Raw genomic sequence first — 17,827 nt, 5'->3', positions numbered from 1 at the left:
TTTTAATATTTTGTGTAATAGTGGCTATCAGATTCTCTGGTAGGCTGATCCACTTTTTTGACCTCAACGATTAAGCCTATCTCCAATGGCGATCACAGCTTGGACCTGGTTTGATTGTATTTGTCTAAAAAATATAACTTTATGACTCAGCAATTATCCCTCACCCTTAACTCAACTCTCGCCGACCTAGCATCCCATAATTATCAGGTTAGTTCGGTGACTAGATCAGATATTGTAGCTAAAGAACTCTACCAAAATCCCGAACTTCCCGGTGTATTAATTATCGACGATTCCGAATTAATAGGGATGATTTCCCGCAGCAAATTTTTAGAAAAAATCTATTTACCTAATTGGGAGGAAATCTACAGCAACCACCCCATTCAGAAACTCTTAGATTTTACCCGGATTCCTCCCCTGATGTTGTCGTCAGATACGCCCATTAATGAAGCAGTACAACTGGCGATGAATCGGTCTATTAATCTGATTTATGAGCCTATTGTCCTCATCTGTGATCACCATGAATTTCGGTTGATAGATTTTCGGATTCTTTGTCAAGCCCAAACCTTAATTTTACAGAAATCTCGTCAAATAATTGAACAGCAAGAACAGACAAAGCAGAAGTATTTTAACCTGTTAAATCAGGAAAAACAACGGATTAATGAGGCGAATCATAATCTCAATATTGAGAAAAATATTATGAAAAAGCTATATCAAAGTCGTTTTATAGAAAGAGAAAATGCCATTAATCAACATTATCAAAAAATCCTCAAAATTTATCAAGAAATTGTCCAGACTGGTCGGCTGGTTTCTAAGGAAAGTCATCGCGAATTTCATGCAATTTTTATCGGCGCTAATTCTATTCATAAAAATTCGGAAGATTTAGAGTCAGTGATTAAAAATATTTCTAGGGATTTGGAAACTATTAATTCCGCTTCGACAATTATGGCGGAAATTGTCCAAAAAGTCCGATATCTCTCGGTACAGGCTTCGGTTTTAACTTATCAACAAAGTTCGACTAATCAAACAGTTTTAAGTCAAATTAACCTAGAAATGAATCGACTGGTTAAACAAACTCTTGATTTAAGCCAACAAATGAATAATGTTTCTAGTCATTTTAAAGTTCATATTAATAACCTGAAAGATATCGCTCATAAAGAAGACGAAGTTACCCGCAAAATGATTTTAAACACTCAACGCGCTGAAATGGCGATCGCTGAATTGGATCAACTACTAGAAAACCCTAATCTAGGTTTAACTAATCTAATTCCGAACCTATCGAATAATAATTAATTGCATATAGTTAATACAGTCGGCTACTATCTGATTTTATGTTTCTGGGGTGTCAACTTCTTCTGTCTCCACTTCGGTGGGAGTTTCCGTAGGAGTTTCCGTGGGAGTTTCCGTGGGAGTTTCTGGAGATAATAAATCTTCGGAATCTTTAGCCATAATCCACTCATATAGGGGGTGACTAATAGCATCTCGCGCCGTCTTAGAAATTACTAAAATCGAGATATTTTCTGGTAAAGTTTCGGGAGGATTGGTCATTGCATAAATTGCATCACCACTAAAATCAGACTTACCCAAAACTAGGCGATGAGTAGTTTCATCTCGTAGTTGAATTTGGATCGAATCTTGAGGATCAACCAATCCATAATCCTCTAATTGTGATTTAGAAATGGTTAATTTCCTAATACCTGAGTTAGGATTAGATGCAATTCTCTGGCTATTTACCAATTGATTTAAAACGGCATTCACCCTCGCAATATTAGCGGGATATTCCATAGGTTCAAGCATTTTCCAGGGGGTGATTGCATCAGTTTCATCTTCCCCAACTCGTTGAATTTTTAAAGTGCGATCGCCTGTTTCTATAACCAGAGATTGGATATCATCTTGAGAAACATCAAAAATCCGATCTTGTCTAGCTTGGATTTCTTGCTGTTGAGATTTTCCGCGAATTTCTACCACATAAACACCCCCCGCTAATACCAAAGCAATAATCATTAAAATCCGGGTTGATTGCTGCAATTTCATAACTAAACCTCCACATCAATGCCATTTTATCGTCGCCGCCACCAGAGGAAAGCTGATACAGCAAATCCCATGAACGGGAAAATCACTAAAGCCATCCAACTTAACAACCGACCTAATGGGGGAGTCATCAAAATCCGACGGCTAGTAACAGATTTAACCCCGATAGATAACACTTCTTGGTCTGGTTGACTCAGCCAAACAATAGTATTTACAAATATATCTCTATTGAGTTGTTGTTCAAGCCAGCCATCAGTCGCAAATTGAGAGTTTCCGAATACTACCAGTCTGGCTTCTTGAGCAGTGGCTGTGGTTTCCTCGGTGTCTGTGGTTTCCTCAGTTTCCGCAGTTTCCGCAGTTTCCTCAGTTTCCTCAGTTTCCGCAGTTTCCGCAGTTTCCGCAGTTTCGGTAGTTTCCACAGTTTCCGCCGTGGGAGTTTCCGCAGTTTCGGTAGTTTCCGCAGTTTCCGCCGTGGGAGTTTCTGTGGTTTCCTCAGTTTCGGTAGTTTCCGCCGTGGGAGTTTCTTGGGGGTTTAAAACTCGGGTTAAAGCCACTCCCAAAGATAGAGGACCTTCGCGATCTGTTTCCGGGTTAAATTCTAATCTTCCCTCTACTAAATTACTTTCCGCCCAACTTTGTGTATCTGTCCAAATTATGGGAGTTTCAGTAATTCCGTCTACGGGGCGAGTTTCCACAGGACGCGCTGACGGAAACAGAGATATATTATTACCAAAATCTCTAGTAATAGGATGATCGCCATATTCGCGGACAATGGGAACTGTGAGACCTAAACCAACTAATCGACCGCTACCAGTTGCGTCAATAGCAATGCGATCGTCTAATTTTACTCCCCATTTATCCAATAAATTATCTAACCCTGGGTCAGTTTTCGGGTCTAGCATTAATAGCAAACCGCCGCCATTGTCAAGGAAATCAATTAAGGCGTTAACTTCCCCTTCAAATAGCCTTTGTTGAGGACCTGCTACCACAATCACATTGGCATTTTCGGGAATTCCTGTGGCTTGTGCTAGGTTGAGAGGTTCAACTACAAAGTTTCTTTCTTTGAGACTATCAACAGCCTGTTGAAAGCCTCCTTGTCCGGCTTGAAGTGGTCTTTGTCCGTGACCTTGGAGGAAATAAATTTGGGAAGTGCGATCGCTAAAAATTTGTTCAATACTATTAGTTAATGTAACTTCCGTTAGTGGTTGTCTTCCTTCCCGGCGAATAAGTTGGCGACGGCTTCCGGCTTCCAGATGAATTTCACCAAAATTTCTCACCCCAAATTCTTGGGCTAGACCTGGTTGCATTTGTGGATCAATAAACTCGTAACTAAATAAGGCTGGGTTCTTTTCTCGGTAGCGGTCTAATAATGATTTAGTTTGAGGATTTTGGGTCGGGTCAAATACCCAAACTTTTAAGGGTTCAGGAAGGTTGGTAACGATAGTTTGGGTTTGGGGTGCGAGGGTAAATTGTTGATTTTCAGTTAAGTCAATGCGAACTGGGTTCCGTACTGCAATAATATTAATTGAGGCGATAATTACAATCACGGAAACTGTTGCCACTAGGGCGTTAGTCCCGGCTTGAGTAGACCTACGATTCTTTAATCGTTTGTCTTTTAGGTCAGTTTCCCAATAACCTTTTAGGGCTAACCACACCCCGATAATTACCACCCCAGTGATGATTAAAGCTAGGGGAACTGGCTGCCATATTCCCGATACGAAACCCGCTGATAAACCAGCGATCGCAATCATGGGACCTAGCCAAAATGAGTATTTAAAAACTTGCCAAAGAATTCGATTTTTTTTCATAAAACATTTTACGATCGCTGAAAGCGAAACGCATCAATAGACTGGGCGGTGAGAAACACCCCTAACACTACATAACTCCCAAATAACACCAAACTCCTGATCTCAATAACTCCTTGTACTAAATTAGTATAATTAGAGATTAATGATAAATGGGAGAGAGCATCTCCTAGGGGTCCTCCTACAGCTTGACCAATGATATCGACAACCCATAAAAATAGCACTAAGGCAAAAGTACCGATCGCCGAAAGTAAGGTGCTATCGGTTAGGGAAGAAATAAACATTCCCAGGGATAACACACCAGCAGCCAGCAAAATTAACCCCAGATGAGAGACTATCATAATCCCCGGAGACATGGGAGGGCTAGATACGCTCAAGGCGATCGCCTGTAGCACAAACAGCGGTAAAATCATGGTACTATAGAAGGTGATAACTCCTAGTAATTTTCCCGTAGCTACTCCCCAGTTAGTAATCGGAGAAGTCGCCAACAGTTCTAGGGTTCCGCGTTTGCGTTCTTCTGCATATAATCCCATTGATAACATAGGCAGCACAAACAGAGATATGGTTCCCATAAGCCTCAAAAATACTTGCAGAAACTCATAGGATAAATCAATGGGCGGTTCCGTTAAACCCATTTGATCTCTCAAAGCTACTTGTTGAATCAGTCCATCAGGTCCTAACAGAATAGCGATCAAAAAGTATCCAGTTAGTAGCCAAAAAATTCCGGCGATCGCATAAGCCAACGGAGAGGCAAAATATCCCTGGAGTTCTTTGCGATAGATGGCGATGATATTACTAAAAACGACTAGCATAGTTTAATATCAGTTTAAAGTTTAAGCAGAACCGGAGCAATCATCCGTAGCTAACTATTAATTATCAACTGTTTCTTCTTCTGGCTGGTCTTCTTCTAGCTGGTCTTTGGCTATCTCCTCAGACTCGGGTTCATCCTCAGAAGGCGATCGGGTGATCGTCACTTCTTCTTGGGAGGTAAGAGTTAGGAAAACATCCTCTAAACTAGCACGAGTGCGCCGCATTTCATGAACTTTTATTCCCTCAGTCACACAGGCTGCTATCAGCTCAGGTCCGGGTTCCCTGGTAGTTTCACAGACAACCTGTAACCGCTGGCGTGGTTCAGTGGGAGATGTTGGTAATAGGTCAACTATTTTGACTCCAGGAACTGCTAACAGAGAGTTTAGGGTTTCCGCTTCTATTTCTCCCTCTACTTCTATCTCATACCCTGCTCCCGCCGTCAACTTCTCCATAAGATTCTCTGGAGTTCCGGTCGCTACAATTTGACCCTTATTGATAATTACCACCTGGCTACAGGTCATGCTTACTTCAGGTAAAATATGGGTAGATAGGATAATCGTATGGTCTCCGGCTAGACTCTTGATTAAATTCCGCACTTCGATGATTTGGCGCGGATCTAACCCCACTGTCGGCTCGTCTAACACTATCACAGGTGGATCATGCACGATCGCCTGAGCTATTCCCACCCGCTGACGATAGCCTTTAGATAGTTTACGAATTAGACTCCGGCGGCGATCCAATATACCGCAGCGTTCCATAGCCGCTTCTACTCGTAAAGGGCGATCGCCCGCCGCCACCCGTTTAATCCTCGCCACAAAATGCAGAAAACCCTCAACCGTCATATCAGGGTACAATGGGGGTGTTTCCGGCAGGTAGCCAATTCTCTCCCGCACCGCCATTGATTGTTCGTGGACTTCATATCCAGCAATTCGGGCTGTTCCATTTGTGGCTGGTAAATAGCCTGATAAAATACGGAGAGTGGTAGTCTTTCCTGCGCCATTGGGTCCCAAAAACCCTAAGATTTCCCCCGCTTTCACAGAAAAGGATACATCCTCAATGGCTGGAGTTGTGCCATAAATTTTGCACAGATTCTCAACTTCAATCATGGGTTATGTGCTATCGGTCTGGGAATAATCACCTTTAACATTAACTGATTTCGGGACTTTCCTGATTATTTCTTGGTTCAGTTTTCCCCTCTTGCTTCTTGTGTTGATTTTTTAGTCATGAGTATAGCTACGCCACCCTGGTAGATTTAATCTAGGCGATCGCTCCTCCCCTTGTCAACCCCTAATTATTCCTTAAAGGCGACGATGTTAGTTTTAACGGTGTTTCACAATAGGCGTAGACCCTCTCAAACCCTATCAAAATGCTATACTATTTGCCATAAACTGCGATGAGAAACTACTGACTATGACCATCGCCCAATCATCAGAACAGGGAATTACTACCCTTCCCGATCATACCCAACTCCCCGACTCCGACGGTACTTTTGTGAAAAACTTTCAGGAGCATCCCCAAAGTATCTTATTGACTGATTCCATTCAATCAAAACTAGATAGTATACACCCAGACCAGCAATATGCTATAGGTCAAGATTGTGGTATCTATTGGCGGCTGACAGAACCCCCAGAACGCGGGGCGGAATGTCCAGACTGGTTTTATGTTCCCAACGTTCCCCCCAGCCTCGACGGAAAATTCAGACGTTCCTATGTATTATGGCAGGAATATATCCCCCCTTTAATTGCCATAGAATTTGTGTCCGGTGATGGTTCCGAAGAACGCGATCTCACTCCCTTATCTAAAATTTCTGGAGAACGTCAAAAACCCGGTAAATTTTGGGTATATGAACAAGTTATCCGTCCGGCTTTCTCTGCTATCTATGAAGTCCAAAAAGCCAGTGTAGAAGTCTATCACCTAGTGGAAAATCACTATGAGTTAGTGGCGGCGAATGAAAGAGGTCACTATCCCATTCACTCCATGGGTGTAGAATTAGGGATTTGGCGGGGACAGTATAGCAACGTAGAATTGCCTTGGCTGCGTTGGTGGGATAATCAGGGTAATTTGCTATTAACGGGGGATGAACGGGCTAGAATTGAACGTCAGCGGGCGGAAAATGAACGTCAGCGGGCGGAAAATGAACGTCAGCGGGCGGAAAATGAACGTCAGCGGGCGGAACAAGCCGAAGTAGAGTTACAGCAGGAACGCCAACGGGCGGAAAGACTAGCGGAGTTATTACGCGCCCAGGGAATTAACCCGGAGGAACTTTAAATAACTGTAAATAGAGGCGATCGCACCTACCTGGTTTTGAGAAAAGCCTAGAGGCGATCGCCTGTTTACAGAAAAGTTTGATAAGTTCCTTTTTAGGGAATGACAATAATTGAGCCAAACTGATGAAAATGATTGTCTAAACTGAGAGCTTTGCTGATGTTTAATTTTTCGATAATGACTTTGCTGCTACAATCGGTAAAACTCCACTCTTTATCTGAAAATTGCCTGAAAAGTTGCCATGTTAACTGAATGTCTGCTTCGCTGAGAAAGTAGAGTTTACCAAGCTGACCCGAAAAAAATGCTTTTCCCATAGCAAGCGATCGCGCCGTTTATTTTCTGGCTCTTAACAGTGTCAGTGTTTCATCAACAATATAGTCTGTTGTCAGAAAAGCCTCGGTATTTTGACGCATCCACATACTGACCGCCTGATGATAGGGATCTGAAGGAACGACACTAGCAAACCAAGCACTCGTATCTACGAATATCATGATTTATTTCTGATGGGAATAGAGAATGCGATCGTGGTCGCATCCAGAAAAATTTTCGCGATCGCCTTCTAAAGGTAATGCGGCAATTTGAGCTAAAATATGGGCGGGATTTTTGTTCTCCTGAGTTGAGTCATTAGCACTAATGATTACTTGAACTGATGTTCCTTCTGGTAGATCGACGGGCTGCAGGAGTCGCAGCATTCCTTGTTCATAAATGGCTGGGAGTGTAAATGTCATGGTTCTCAATCAAATAGTCCTAGGGATTTTTAGTAAATTATAAGCGATCGCGCCTACCATGAACCAAGGCGATCGCCTTCTCAAATCCTATCAAAATGCTATACTATTTGCCATAAACTGCGATGAAAAACGATTAACTATGACCATCGCCCAATCATCAGAACTGGGAATTACCTCACTTCCCGATCATACCCAACTCCCCGACTCCGACGGTACTTTTGTGAAAAACTTTCAGGAGCATCCCCAAAGTATCTTATTGACTGATTCCATTCAATCAAAACTAGATAGTATACACCCAGACCAGCAATATGCTATAGGTCAAGATTGTGGTATCTATTGGCGGCTGACAGAACCCCCAGAACGCGGCGCGGAATGTCCAGACTGGTTTTATGTTCCCAACGTACCCCCCAGCCTCGACGGAAAATTCAGACGTTCCTATGTATTATGGCAGGAATATATCCCCCCTTTAATTGCCATAGAATTTGTGTCCGGTGATGGTTCCGAAGAACGCGATCTCACTCCCTTATCTAAAATTTCTGGAGAACGTCAAAAACCCGGTAAATTTTGGGTATATGAACAAGTTATCCGTCCGGCTTTCTATGCTATCTATGAAGTCCAAAAAGCCAGTGTAGAAGTCTATCACCTAGTGGAAAATCACTATGAGTTAGTGGCGGCGAATGAAAGAGGTCACTATCCCATTCACTCCATGGGTGTAGAATTAGGGATTTGGCGGGGACAGTATAGCAACGTAGAATTGCCTTGGCTGCGTTGGTGGGATAATCAGGGTAATTTGCTATTAACGGGGGATGAACGGGCTAGAATTGAACGTCAGCGGGCGGAAAGGGCAGAAGTAGAGTTACAGCAGGAACGCCAACGGGCGGAGGCTGAACGCCAACGGGCGGAAAGACTAGCGGAGTTATTACGCGCCCAGGGAATTAACCCGGATGAACTGTAATATAAAGGTGGGTTACTAAGTCAACTTGAATAGGGGAGAGGGGGTATTTGAGAAGTTGAAAACGGTGTTATTTTGGGATATTGACGGGACGCTTTTAAACACTAAAGGGGCGGGGCGGCTGTCGATGGAGGTAGCGATCGCAGAACTGACAGGCGATCGCACGGATTTGTCAGCTTTGAATATGGCGGGATTGACAGATTGGGATATTTGCAGCAGGATTTTAGAAAAGTGCAATCTTGAACCGACGGCGGAAAATATCGAACAACTTCAGAAACTCTACATTAAACATCTCCCCGAAATGTTGCTGCGATGTCGGGGATATGTGTTGGCGGGAGTGCGGGAAATTTTGGAGAATTTGCAACAGCGCACCGATGTTTTATCTTTGGTTTTAACCGGAAGCGTTTATACGAGTTAACTGACTTGGCTGGCGATCGCTTTAGTTTTTCTGTATGATGATTATGGCCATGAGTAATGGCTACTTGACAACCCGTTATTCGTTAGGGCCACAGACAACTCTACTCCCAAGTCCTAACGGATTCTTGTGGCTTTGGCTTGATTGTGCGATCGCGTTTACTTCTTGTCCCTCGTTGTTCACTGCTAAGTATTTTGTAAATTAACTTCATCAATTCATTGTCTCTTGAGTTGACCTCTGCTATTAACTTTTGGTTTTGCTTCATCAAAGACCACACTAAAAATATCACTACCCCATCACTTCCTACCCGTAATAATTCTGGTAAAACATCAGTCGCCATAATCTTTATATTTTTGGTTTTGGATATTTAACGGAAAATAATCTTGATTTTTGGTTAAGTATTTTTCCATGTGGTTGATGTTTATCCATATAAGTTTATTATGGTCTTCTATTTCTCGCCTAAGCGTTGATGATATTCTGTTTAGCTCTTCTCTGTTTCTGTTGACTTGTACTCTAATTATTGTGTATTGAACTGATACATACCAGACCGTACTAATGAGTGAAAGTATCCAACTTATAATTACCGTAATTTTCTCAATTTCAATATCCACGGCGGAATTAACTCCTCTGTTGATGTGGATTTTTAATCACATTTGACTTGGGTTAATTTCAAGACTTTGACCAGATAACGCAGATAGAATCCGAATTATCTGGCAGCTTTAAATTTTCGACCAACTAACTTTTGACGTTCGGGACAATTATACTATTTTCATACTTTTCAAAAAAAGCTAGAGTTCTTTATAACCTCCTAAAAAATGTCCCGTCTAAACTTTCTATTACAGGCCTAATACTTACTGCTGAGACCACATTAATTGCTTTATTTCCTGGTTGTTGGTTGTATACTTACTGTGCTTGATATAATGCCCCTACTAAATGACAAAATTCTACGGTAGCGTCCACACTATCACCGCTTGCCCCCAATGTTTCTAGTAAGGTTTTAAACTGTGAATCATCTGGGAGATGGTCGATTAATTGATTAAGAGAGATGTCCATGTTAACTTACAAAAGCCTCAATTGTTACGTCAAACTTTAGATCCATTGTAGGATGATTTTCGATCCATGTTGCGTTTTTGAAAAAACGGCGGCGAACTCCTAACTTTCTAATCACCGAGGGGTTATCTGTAAACCCTTGAACTGGTGGATAATTAATCAGTTGCGGTTCCTCTGTAACGTATACAGTCCTTTGCTCTGTTATCCAGTCAGAATTTTCAGAATCATTATAATAATGCCCTCGAATAAGCAGCATTGACCTATAGCCATCATAGGGATTTTTCCACCGCCCCCAATCAGTTGAAAATTTAAACCTCAACAATGAGTATTGAGTAACTGGGGGGCTGTGAATTATCCACTCTTGACTTGGCTGATAGCTTGAAGCTATCACCTCCCATGTGCCATAAGCATCAGTAAAACTCATGCTTTACTTGATAACTTGACGACGGTCTAGACTAGCTCTCAATACTGGTTTCCCGTTTAGGGTTTTACCGCCACTATTATAATGATGTAAAGCAGCGTTTACGTTTTCTACGTCGCAAAATATTCTATATGTAATTGGTGGTCTATTAACTCCATTGTTGCAACTAACGCAAAGTCTCACCAATACACCAGCTCGCATTAATTCCCCAGTATCATAAACTGGCTCCTTCTTATTCGCATCAGCGACTGGACCTATTCCCAAATGTGTTACAGTGTTATCGTCATACATCACACTACTAGCTCTAAATACTCGAACCTTAGTGTCATCTACTAATTGACACAGTTTCGTTCTAGCCATTGATATATTTTCCTTTCTCTATTAACGGTAATCAACTCGTACACGATCGCGACATGAAGTTATCACTCCCGTACCATCCCAGGGCTTGTTAGGTAGTATCTGGATGGCTTCAGTAACCTTGTCTGTAGGCACATAAATATCAGCACCATAATACTTATTGTCTTTTCGGTAGTTAATTCGCATCTTCATTAAGAAACCCTCCTGCACAGCTTTATTTGGCTTAAGCATATGTGCATTTACATTTGTTGGATCTGTGTGGGCGGTCATTCCGAGATGTGTAGCAATGCCATTGTACCGATTAGAAAGCCGGGCAGCTACTTTAATGGTTCCCGTACCCCCTGGCGAGGGTGCATCCCAGCTATAAATTGTTGAACTATTTAGAGGGGGCATAGAATACCTGCCTTGTTGCTTTAAAACTGATTACCACTACATTCATAACAGGTATTTTTAGAGCGTGGAACAGTTACGGAAACCTATAGGGTTTCCGAACATACAAGGGAGTTTGTTTGATCTAAAAAAAATATTGGGGTTGTCTTCTAATCGGGATTCCTGTATATATGCCCGTTGTAGTCACAGAGAAGGATAGGCTCGTTGAGCATCTCTAAAAACAATTTCGCCTCTCTAAAATAGACGTGCCCGACCGGACGGCGGCGGGGTGGTTTAATTTTGTTACCCAATATCGTCACTTCTGGGGGCGTGATAGGAAACGCTTGGGTTGGATTTTGGTTGCTCGATGTAAAGACCTTTGAGTTATCAAATTCTATTTCCATCACCCGACAGATTCGCTGATAAAGATTAATCCCCTCTGATGCGCTAGTTGCAAAAACAAACGACTCTAACCCTTGGCGTTTATCTCTGTAGCTAACCGATTCTCTACCCTTGTGAAGACGAAATTGTTCGGGTTGTAGAAAGTTCTGGACAATTCTCTGAGCCAAATTTCTGATGTTAGCCTTAGTTAACAAGTCGCCAGTTCCGTTCGGGTTTTCTGTTTTTCCCACCAAACGGAATCCCACTCTTGCCTCTAATTGTCGGTAGCCTTTTTCCACATCCTCGATCCGTTCCAAAAAGTACAGCACAACCTTGGGAGCGCCCCGGTAACTAATACCCGTCGAGACCGTGCTATCCATCCCCTCACTGCTACCCCCACCCTCGTAGTGGATTTGTAGGATTTGCCTAATTAGCTCCTTGTCGTTCCCCGTCAAGACAACTGATTTGTTCTGAGAGCGATCGGGAAAATATTCTATTGTGCGGTGAAGCCCAACATCTTTTGCTGTTTTTCGGGCTGAAGGTTTCCATTCAATGTAAGCCGGGCGAGAGCCTACCTCATTTCTCCATTTGCTTATTGTTTCCCCAGTGGAATTACTCACATTCGACGCGGGATAGTTAGTTCTTAATGTGGGGAGTTTTGGGTTCACTCTGTAGCGTAGTTCTGGATAACCCGCCGCCCAAACATCAAACCAATCCTCGAATTTTAGATCGCTGGCATTGAGAAGATGATCGATCATCTTCTCCATCCATCCCAGTTGTGACAACTGCAATGCCAAGGCTGACTCAGAGCCAGCCATCAGCAGTTTGTAATCTGGGTTTTTTCTGTCTGGCTGTAGTTGGTAAACGTTCCAGTTAGGTTGTAACTCTATTCGGACTCGTTCCGGGCGTTTATCCGATAGCTTCGTGATACGCCTTTGACGAGCCATCATGATGTAAGTTTGCTGGGTAAGTCTTCCAACGTCTGCCATTGACATCCCTCCTCTCAGGTGATGAATTTATACCGGTATCCACTCCTCATAAGTTCCCTGCTCTGACAACAAATCACCGAGGGTTTCAAAAAACGTAGCCGCCATTGTTTCCAACCCCTCCCATTGTTGCTCATTCACCCAATCAAAATATTCATCTTCTTTAACTTTCGCCCAAGTTTGTTCTACTTTCTCCGAAACAATAAAAGGTGATTGCCCTTCCTTGCCCCAAGTCTCTTCCTTATCCAACAACCTGGCTGCTACTTTTCTGGCGTTAATGTAAGTCATAACAAACAGTGCTTTTTTAACAACCTCTTGCACCGCATACCTCAGCGAGGATAACGCATCCACCAAAGTCTCTTTAATAGTCGGGTTAATCATACACATAGCGGCGATCGCACCTTCCCGAATCCTTAGCGTTGCTGCATTAACCGACTGCCCTACCTTCCCCGCCACCAAACTAGCCAATGATTTCCCGACTGTTTCCCCCAAGGGAACATATAAAGCATTAGCCGCTTGTTTTAAATCGTCCATCATTTTCTTGTCAGATTCTGCCCAATCAAAGTTATAGGCTTGAGAAACCCCTTGGGTCAATCTGCTCATCACTGTAGGTATTGTTACCCCTAAAAAACCGCCAACAAAAGCCGGATGGGCTGCTACTAAACTCCCTACACCCGCACCAACAAACCCTAATGCTTGTCCGCCAACAATCAGCACAGTCCCAGCAATTAAACCACCCGCTACAATCCCGGCTATTTTAGGAACCAGAGGAGCCTCTTGTAGCCATTCTTTGAAAAAACCCCAGTTCCCTTTTTTGATGTTTTCTGCAATAACTAAAGCTCCGCCCTTGACACTACCCGCCCACTTCTTAAAATCAAAGGCTTTTAAACTTTGAATCTGCTGATAAAAAGGGGTCGAAAAAGCATTAAACCACTGTGAAGACATTGCACCGCCAGCTATAGCGGTTGAAGTTAGTTCTCTCTGGTCTATCCCTACAACATTAGACATAATCTTAACCTATATTATCAGCGTCGAATGGTAATAAGTCTTTACTTCGGCGAAATTCAGTTAGATTTTCCCTTGATGACAAATTGTCGGATTTGATTTGGCGATTCATCATCAACTCATCATTAGTTTTTAAGAGGCGGGGGCGCTCTGTTTTACTAGGAGGACTTTTGGGCTTGTCTTTAAACCTCGGTTCTGTCATCGCATTATAATAATTCATCAACCAAGAACGTTTAAACTCTTCAAAGTCGCCGCCCCCAACGGCTGAAGCCATATTTAAATAGTCTAAATGTAGCCGAAAATCCAAGACAGCGATCGCTTCCTCTATTCTGTTGTTGGTATCAGTTCTTAACCCGGCTTTTTCATCTTTTTTAGATGGTGGTTTCCTACCACTACCGGAATCGCTCGGAGGGCGATTAGAACCACGGGGGGGATTTCTTTTGGTCACGATTATGTCCTCATTTTAGCTGCCATATTCAAAATTATCTCATAAAGGTCAGTGCTTTTAAACCTAAACTCATCAACCTCTATTTCATAATCACGAATCTCTAATAAATCGGGCAACATAGCTTCTGTCGTGTCTTCATCGTTTAAATCAAGTTTAGGCTCATGACCCTTTTTACTATCCTTACCGAATCCCTTACCAGCTCCCCAGTGTTTTTTACCAAACACATTAAACTCAATCGGTAAAGTCACCACCTTCGAGATAATAGGAATTCCCAACCCGTCCAAAATCGCCGACGTTCTGTAATATAACTTAGCTAAAGTCCGATACATTCTCGTCATTATATAAGCTAGGCGAATCTGAATATTTAACCGGTTAGCACTATCACCTTTCAACTCAATCAACAGTTCAGTCTGAGCCTTTAATATAGCCCCCAGCGAGTTAAACTTTAACTCTATAGACTGGTCGCCTTTTTGGGCTTTATTCGTATCCTGAACTTTAACAGTAACCGGAGCATCAAAACCATAATTATCTATGGTTTTAAACAGGTCAGACATGATTTCCAGATAATCCTTATTTGCATGATTACCTTTACCTTCTGGTATCATCATATTAGACGGAACTTGGAAGTTCTTCTCTAACAATTTCCTGACCCCTAGGGCTTTATGTATTTCCCGAGTCATCTTAATCAACTCTTCACAGCAGTTTTTGTCCATATCATCTGGTAATATTGGTAAACTTGGCGGTGGCTCTGGTTCAGGTAAATTCTCTGTATAAGGCAGAGGTACCAGGTAAAGGCACCAGTCTATATATCTACGATAAAGTTGATGGCTTATATAGTTACCAGTTTCTGGTTCTATTTGGTTAAAAACTATCGGAGCCACCGCAACATTAATCTGCTGGGCTGATTTCAAATAACTAGGTGAAAGCATCGGGTATGATGTCCATACACGCTGGGGAAACCATGTAGGAGATTTCTTGATATATTCTAGTTGAAATACCGCTTTAACAGTGTTAAAGTATACTCCAACTTGAACATCTCTAAACTGTCTTCTGTCCCATCTCCCAAAAAGCTGTCTAGTCTCCGAAACTGGCACTATTCCCATAAAAGTTATAGACTCGAACGCCCAACGTTCATTTTGAAATTCAAGAGAGCGTATTAAGTTTGATTTTGATGTTATTGTACCCTCACCCTCCGCTATAAAATTTAATCCTGCTTCCGTAAAAGTTGGAAACCACCCCCACAAAAAGAATACTTTTTTAACTAGATAGAGTTCCCCTAACTGGCGAGAATATCCAGCCGGAGGTCGAGGGATATCGAGCTTAGGAGGTCTAAGATCATTTTCATCTTCGCTTGTCTCAATTTCATCTTCCTCTGTTTCCTCGTCTTTATCATCTTCGCAAACATTTCTGGCAAAGGTAACCGTTTTACCCCCAATAGTTACGCTCATCGATTGCTCGCATTCCCCAAGGTAAACCGAGACATTTGCATCGTTGTTACTGTCAATTGTTCCCCCCAAACCTTTGGGGTTTCCATCCTCATCAAGGTCTACAAATCCGCGAGCCGTGCTGCCAATCTTTTCGGTTTTTATCCCTCTCCTAGTTCCACCATCCTGTAAATCCTCAGCTTCTATGCTTGCTTTGGGCAACATTGACCGGGCAAAATCAACTATCCCCCCAACATCTATCTCAATATCACCGTCATCGCGGGGAAACCTTACTCTAACTCTGGATTTATCATCCGCTTCTAATCTTTTGACCTCTCTTTTTATTACATCTACAGCTTGCCTGTAGTTGCGATTTCTAACAATGTCTTTCACCCTCCTGCTTCGCTCTTCTACCTCTCTCATGACAAAAATTCCTCATCCCAATTAATAAATAATTGCCTCCATCCCTCCTCAGACAACACCCGATTATCAGTCAGCCATTCTGGTTCCATCGCCTCGATCGCTTCCAAAGAAACCGAATTAATCGTTTCCCGTTTTTTTAGCATAAAATAAGCATTAGGCAGATACGGGCTTCTCCAAGACCTTAACATGGCAGTGACTGGCAACACTTCTAAAAAATCAAAAGTTTGGCATAGATACTCAATTCTCTCTAACCATTGCTCAACAAGAAAACGATAGTCCCCCCTACTGCTTGAATCTGTTTTAGTTGTTTGTCGATCCGTTTTCGGAAATTCATTAATTGTCCTGTATTGTATGGGAACATTAGCCAAGGCTTTTAACTCTCGAATGAAAGGAAAAGCATCAGATGGAGAACCGGGAAGCAAAAAGTGGCGCTTGTATATCACCTTTTTAGCATAAAGCATTGATGATAAATTACTATCCCACAAATTAACTGCAGCCAGTTCATATTGTCCCGCTGGTAGATGACCTAAATCCTGGGGTTTTTCACTGCTATATAAAACTGTGGTCATTGATAAGAACTCTCCATAATCAGAACAGTTGTCGTTCCCTCTTTTACTTTTGCCCATATCGCGTCAGTTGGTATAAATCCGGCTACATTACCTGGATAATAAATCTGGCCGGGTGGCATTTTGAACGGATGGCTTGTCGCGTTACTCCCCAATGTTCCAAAGCCCCAAAGGAGCTCAATTTCTCCCTGATTTTGGATTTCAAAATAAGCACGGCTTAGATTAGCGGGGGCTATTAACATGGGATTAGGGCTTACAGTGACTGTGTTCATCACTGTATTAGCCGGACGTTTAGCCATCAATATTAAATCTAATTCTACTCTATGTTCTCCCTCGATGTAAAGAGTGTCATAGATGCGATTACTGGCTATTGAACCGCCCCCTAATATGCCGTTGCCATAATCCTTAAAACTTAAACCTAGCCGGTCAAACCTGCCAAATATTTTGACCTCGTTTGCTGTTAAGTAAGGATTAATTAGAGGAACATAAAACCGCCTCCCTCGATTTTGAATGATAGGACAAGCTGCCTCAATCCATGGACCTGTGGCGCTTTTCCTTCTAAGCAATTGCAGCCCAAATTTAGGATGGTTACTCTCTAATTTCATTAATTTAGCTGCTCTTTCTGCCGCCGAATCCTCTGGGTAAAATTCAGGATAAGGAGACCGGGGAAAACTTGGACACCAAACTGAGGCGGTGAGACTTTCTAGGAAGGCATTAGCCCGCCATAGCCATCTAGGGTCAATATTGGCAGATATTGAATTAACGGCACTAGAAACAGCCCCAAGTGTTAATGGGTCATTAACATAATTACTGGCATTACTTTGATTAATTTCAAATGAAAATGTGTCGGTTTCTGAACAGCGATTTTCTGCCATAGTTTAAGGTGTCAATAAGTATGGTTGTGCGGTTGAAGTCATACCATTAGTGTAGTCAATGATTACGGGATAGTCTGTTAAAGTGATGGTGCATATTAATGGATAAGTTCCATTTCCCCTAACGTTAGGTCGGATAGAAAAATCACAATGTTGTTTGGCGGGTTCGGGGTTTAGCTCGAAACTAAATTCTGCTATGTGTTGATGTACAACTAAATGCAGTAAAGCACTAGCTAAATTGGTTTGGTTAAAGGGGTAACTGCCTATACCGGGTTCAAAGGCATCAACAAACGGCTCTTGGACTTTAATCGCGCCACCTTCTATATAAGTTTCTAGCTCGTCAATATCCAGGTTGACAACAGAATCCTCTTCATTGAGAGTTAAATCCATAACGTCTTTTCCTGTGAAGTTAATCGTCAGGTTTTTTTGCCTTTGTAGCAATCGCCGCCCCATAGCTAAGGTTAAGGCTTCTAATGTGGTTTCGGAAAAATCAGGATAGACTCCCGGAGTGATGTTCATGTG

The 17,827-nt window shown here is 42.3% G+C and carries 24 protein-coding genes; 4 read left to right on the top strand and 20 right to left on the bottom strand.

The window, feature by feature from the left end; genetic code table 11:
- Positions 1-141: 141 nt before the first annotated feature.
- Complete coding sequence (locus N39L_RS23625) at positions 142-1,290, top strand: CBS domain-containing protein (protein ID WP_006617961.1); 1,149 nt, start codon at positions 142-144, stop codon at positions 1,288-1,290.
- A gap of 36 nt (positions 1,291-1,326) precedes the next feature.
- Here N39L_RS23625 and N39L_RS23620 read toward each other — a convergent pair whose 3' ends face one another.
- Genes N39L_RS23620 through N39L_RS23605 form a run of 4 tightly spaced genes read right to left on the bottom strand, consistent with a single transcriptional unit; the run spans position 1,327 to position 5,749 of the window.
- On the bottom strand, positions 1,327-2,031 hold the full coding sequence (locus N39L_RS23620; protein WP_006617960.1) for a DUF4340 domain-containing protein: 705 nt from the start codon (positions 2,029-2,031) through the stop codon (positions 1,327-1,329).
- A 26-nt stretch (positions 2,032-2,057) separates the two neighbouring features.
- Positions 2,058-3,836 carry a GldG family protein gene (locus N39L_RS23615; RefSeq protein WP_014276560.1) on the bottom strand — a complete coding sequence of 593 codons (1,779 nt, stop codon included), beginning with the start codon at positions 3,834-3,836 and terminating at the stop codon, positions 2,058-2,060.
- A gap of 8 nt (positions 3,837-3,844) precedes the next feature.
- A complete protein-coding gene (locus tag N39L_RS23610) occupies positions 3,845-4,645 on the bottom strand; it encodes an ABC transporter permease (RefSeq protein WP_006616320.1) in 801 nt (266 codons plus the stop codon).
- A gap of 57 nt (positions 4,646-4,702) precedes the next feature.
- Positions 4,703-5,749, bottom strand: coding sequence for an ABC transporter ATP-binding protein (locus tag N39L_RS23605; protein ID WP_006616319.1), 1,047 nt, complete (start codon positions 5,747-5,749; stop codon positions 4,703-4,705).
- Between the two features lie 304 nt (positions 5,750-6,053).
- Between N39L_RS23605 and N39L_RS23600 the strand changes: the two genes are divergently transcribed.
- Entirely contained in the window at positions 6,054-6,911 is an 858-nt protein-coding gene (locus tag N39L_RS23600) for a Uma2 family endonuclease (protein WP_014276559.1), read from the top strand.
- Here N39L_RS23600 and N39L_RS23595 read toward each other — a convergent pair.
- The 4 genes from N39L_RS23595 to N39L_RS23580 are packed head-to-tail and all read right to left on the bottom strand — an operon-like array spanning position 6,892 to position 7,636.
- A complete protein-coding gene (locus tag N39L_RS23595) occupies positions 6,892-7,017 on the bottom strand; it encodes a hypothetical protein (RefSeq protein WP_286131459.1) in 126 nt (41 codons plus the stop codon). The genes N39L_RS23600 and N39L_RS23595 overlap by 20 nt on opposite strands.
- The gene (locus N39L_RS23590) at positions 7,004-7,222 is read right to left on the bottom strand and encodes a type II toxin-antitoxin system VapC family toxin (protein WP_006615831.1); all 219 of its coding nucleotides are present in this window, start codon (positions 7,220-7,222) and stop codon (positions 7,004-7,006) included. The genes N39L_RS23595 and N39L_RS23590 overlap by 14 nt, the downstream gene beginning before the upstream one ends.
- Positions 7,223-7,240: 18 nt before the next feature.
- Complete coding sequence (locus tag N39L_RS23585) at positions 7,241-7,399, bottom strand: PIN domain-containing protein (protein ID WP_014276558.1); 159 nt, start codon at positions 7,397-7,399, stop codon at positions 7,241-7,243.
- A 3-nt stretch (positions 7,400-7,402) separates the two neighbouring features.
- Positions 7,403-7,636 (bottom strand): antitoxin family protein, encoded by a 234-nt coding sequence (locus tag N39L_RS23580; RefSeq protein WP_006615832.1) that lies wholly within the window; start codon positions 7,634-7,636, stop codon positions 7,403-7,405.
- A 139-nt stretch (positions 7,637-7,775) separates the two neighbouring features.
- Between N39L_RS23580 and N39L_RS23575 the strand changes: the two genes are divergently transcribed.
- Entirely contained in the window at positions 7,776-8,591 is an 816-nt protein-coding gene (locus tag N39L_RS23575) for a Uma2 family endonuclease (protein WP_035738193.1), read from the top strand.
- Positions 8,592-8,655: 64 nt separating this feature from the next.
- Positions 8,656-9,006 carry an HAD family hydrolase gene (locus N39L_RS23570; protein WP_410246172.1) on the top strand — a complete coding sequence of 117 codons (351 nt, stop codon included), beginning with the start codon at positions 8,656-8,658 and terminating at the stop codon, positions 9,004-9,006.
- Between the two features lie 100 nt (positions 9,007-9,106).
- On the opposite strand, the gene N39L_RS23565 is transcribed toward N39L_RS23570, so the two are convergent.
- From N39L_RS23565 to N39L_RS23510, 12 genes are all read right to left on the bottom strand, one after another.
- Positions 9,107-9,343, bottom strand: a complete 237-nt coding sequence (locus N39L_RS23565; RefSeq protein WP_014275198.1) for a hypothetical protein — start codon at positions 9,341-9,343, stop codon at positions 9,107-9,109.
- A gap of 563 nt (positions 9,344-9,906) precedes the next feature.
- Positions 9,907-10,056 carry a hypothetical protein gene (locus tag N39L_RS23560; protein ID WP_014274412.1) on the bottom strand — a complete coding sequence of 50 codons (150 nt, stop codon included), beginning with the start codon at positions 10,054-10,056 and terminating at the stop codon, positions 9,907-9,909.
- Position 10,057: 1 nt separating this feature from the next.
- A complete protein-coding gene (locus N39L_RS23555) occupies positions 10,058-10,477 on the bottom strand; it encodes a hypothetical protein (RefSeq protein WP_014275197.1) in 420 nt (139 codons plus the stop codon).
- A gap of 3 nt (positions 10,478-10,480) precedes the next feature.
- Positions 10,481-10,834, bottom strand: coding sequence for a hypothetical protein (locus N39L_RS23550; RefSeq protein ID WP_014275196.1), 354 nt, complete (start codon positions 10,832-10,834; stop codon positions 10,481-10,483).
- Between the two features lie 21 nt (positions 10,835-10,855).
- The gene (locus N39L_RS23545) at positions 10,856-11,224 is read right to left on the bottom strand and encodes a hypothetical protein (protein WP_014274796.1); all 369 of its coding nucleotides are present in this window, start codon (positions 11,222-11,224) and stop codon (positions 10,856-10,858) included.
- Between the two features lie 146 nt (positions 11,225-11,370).
- The gene (locus N39L_RS23540; RefSeq protein WP_035738191.1) at positions 11,371-12,570 is read right to left on the bottom strand and encodes a hypothetical protein; all 1,200 of its coding nucleotides are present in this window, start codon (positions 12,568-12,570) and stop codon (positions 11,371-11,373) included.
- A 27-nt stretch (positions 12,571-12,597) separates the two neighbouring features.
- On the bottom strand, positions 12,598-13,575 hold the full coding sequence (locus N39L_RS23535; protein ID WP_014276554.1) for a hypothetical protein: 978 nt from the start codon (positions 13,573-13,575) through the stop codon (positions 12,598-12,600).
- Between the two features lie 4 nt (positions 13,576-13,579).
- Positions 13,580-14,020: a hypothetical protein gene (locus N39L_RS23530; RefSeq protein ID WP_014274406.1), complete on the bottom strand. Its 441-nt coding sequence runs from the start codon at positions 14,018-14,020 to the stop codon at positions 13,580-13,582.
- Between the two features lie 2 nt (positions 14,021-14,022).
- Positions 14,023-15,867: a hypothetical protein gene (locus N39L_RS23525; protein ID WP_014274405.1), complete on the bottom strand. Its 1,845-nt coding sequence runs from the start codon at positions 15,865-15,867 to the stop codon at positions 14,023-14,025.
- A complete protein-coding gene (locus tag N39L_RS23520) occupies positions 15,864-16,436 on the bottom strand; it encodes a hypothetical protein (protein WP_014274404.1) in 573 nt (190 codons plus the stop codon). The genes N39L_RS23525 and N39L_RS23520 overlap by 4 nt, the downstream gene beginning before the upstream one ends.
- On the bottom strand, positions 16,433-17,308 hold the full coding sequence (locus tag N39L_RS23515; RefSeq protein ID WP_014274403.1) for a hypothetical protein: 876 nt from the start codon (positions 17,306-17,308) through the stop codon (positions 16,433-16,435). Before N39L_RS23515 ends, N39L_RS23520 begins: the two co-directional genes overlap by 4 nt.
- Before the next feature lie 3 nt (positions 17,309-17,311).
- A complete protein-coding gene (locus N39L_RS23510; RefSeq protein ID WP_014274402.1) occupies positions 17,312-17,824 on the bottom strand; it encodes a hypothetical protein in 513 nt (170 codons plus the stop codon).
- Positions 17,825-17,827: the final 3 nt, after the last annotated feature.

The organism is Limnospira platensis NIES-39, assembly GCF_026000695.1.
Classification (GTDB): Bacteria; Cyanobacteriota; Cyanobacteriia; order Cyanobacteriales; family Microcoleaceae; genus Limnospira; species Limnospira platensis.
This window is presented reverse-complemented; position numbering and strand designations above follow the sequence as displayed.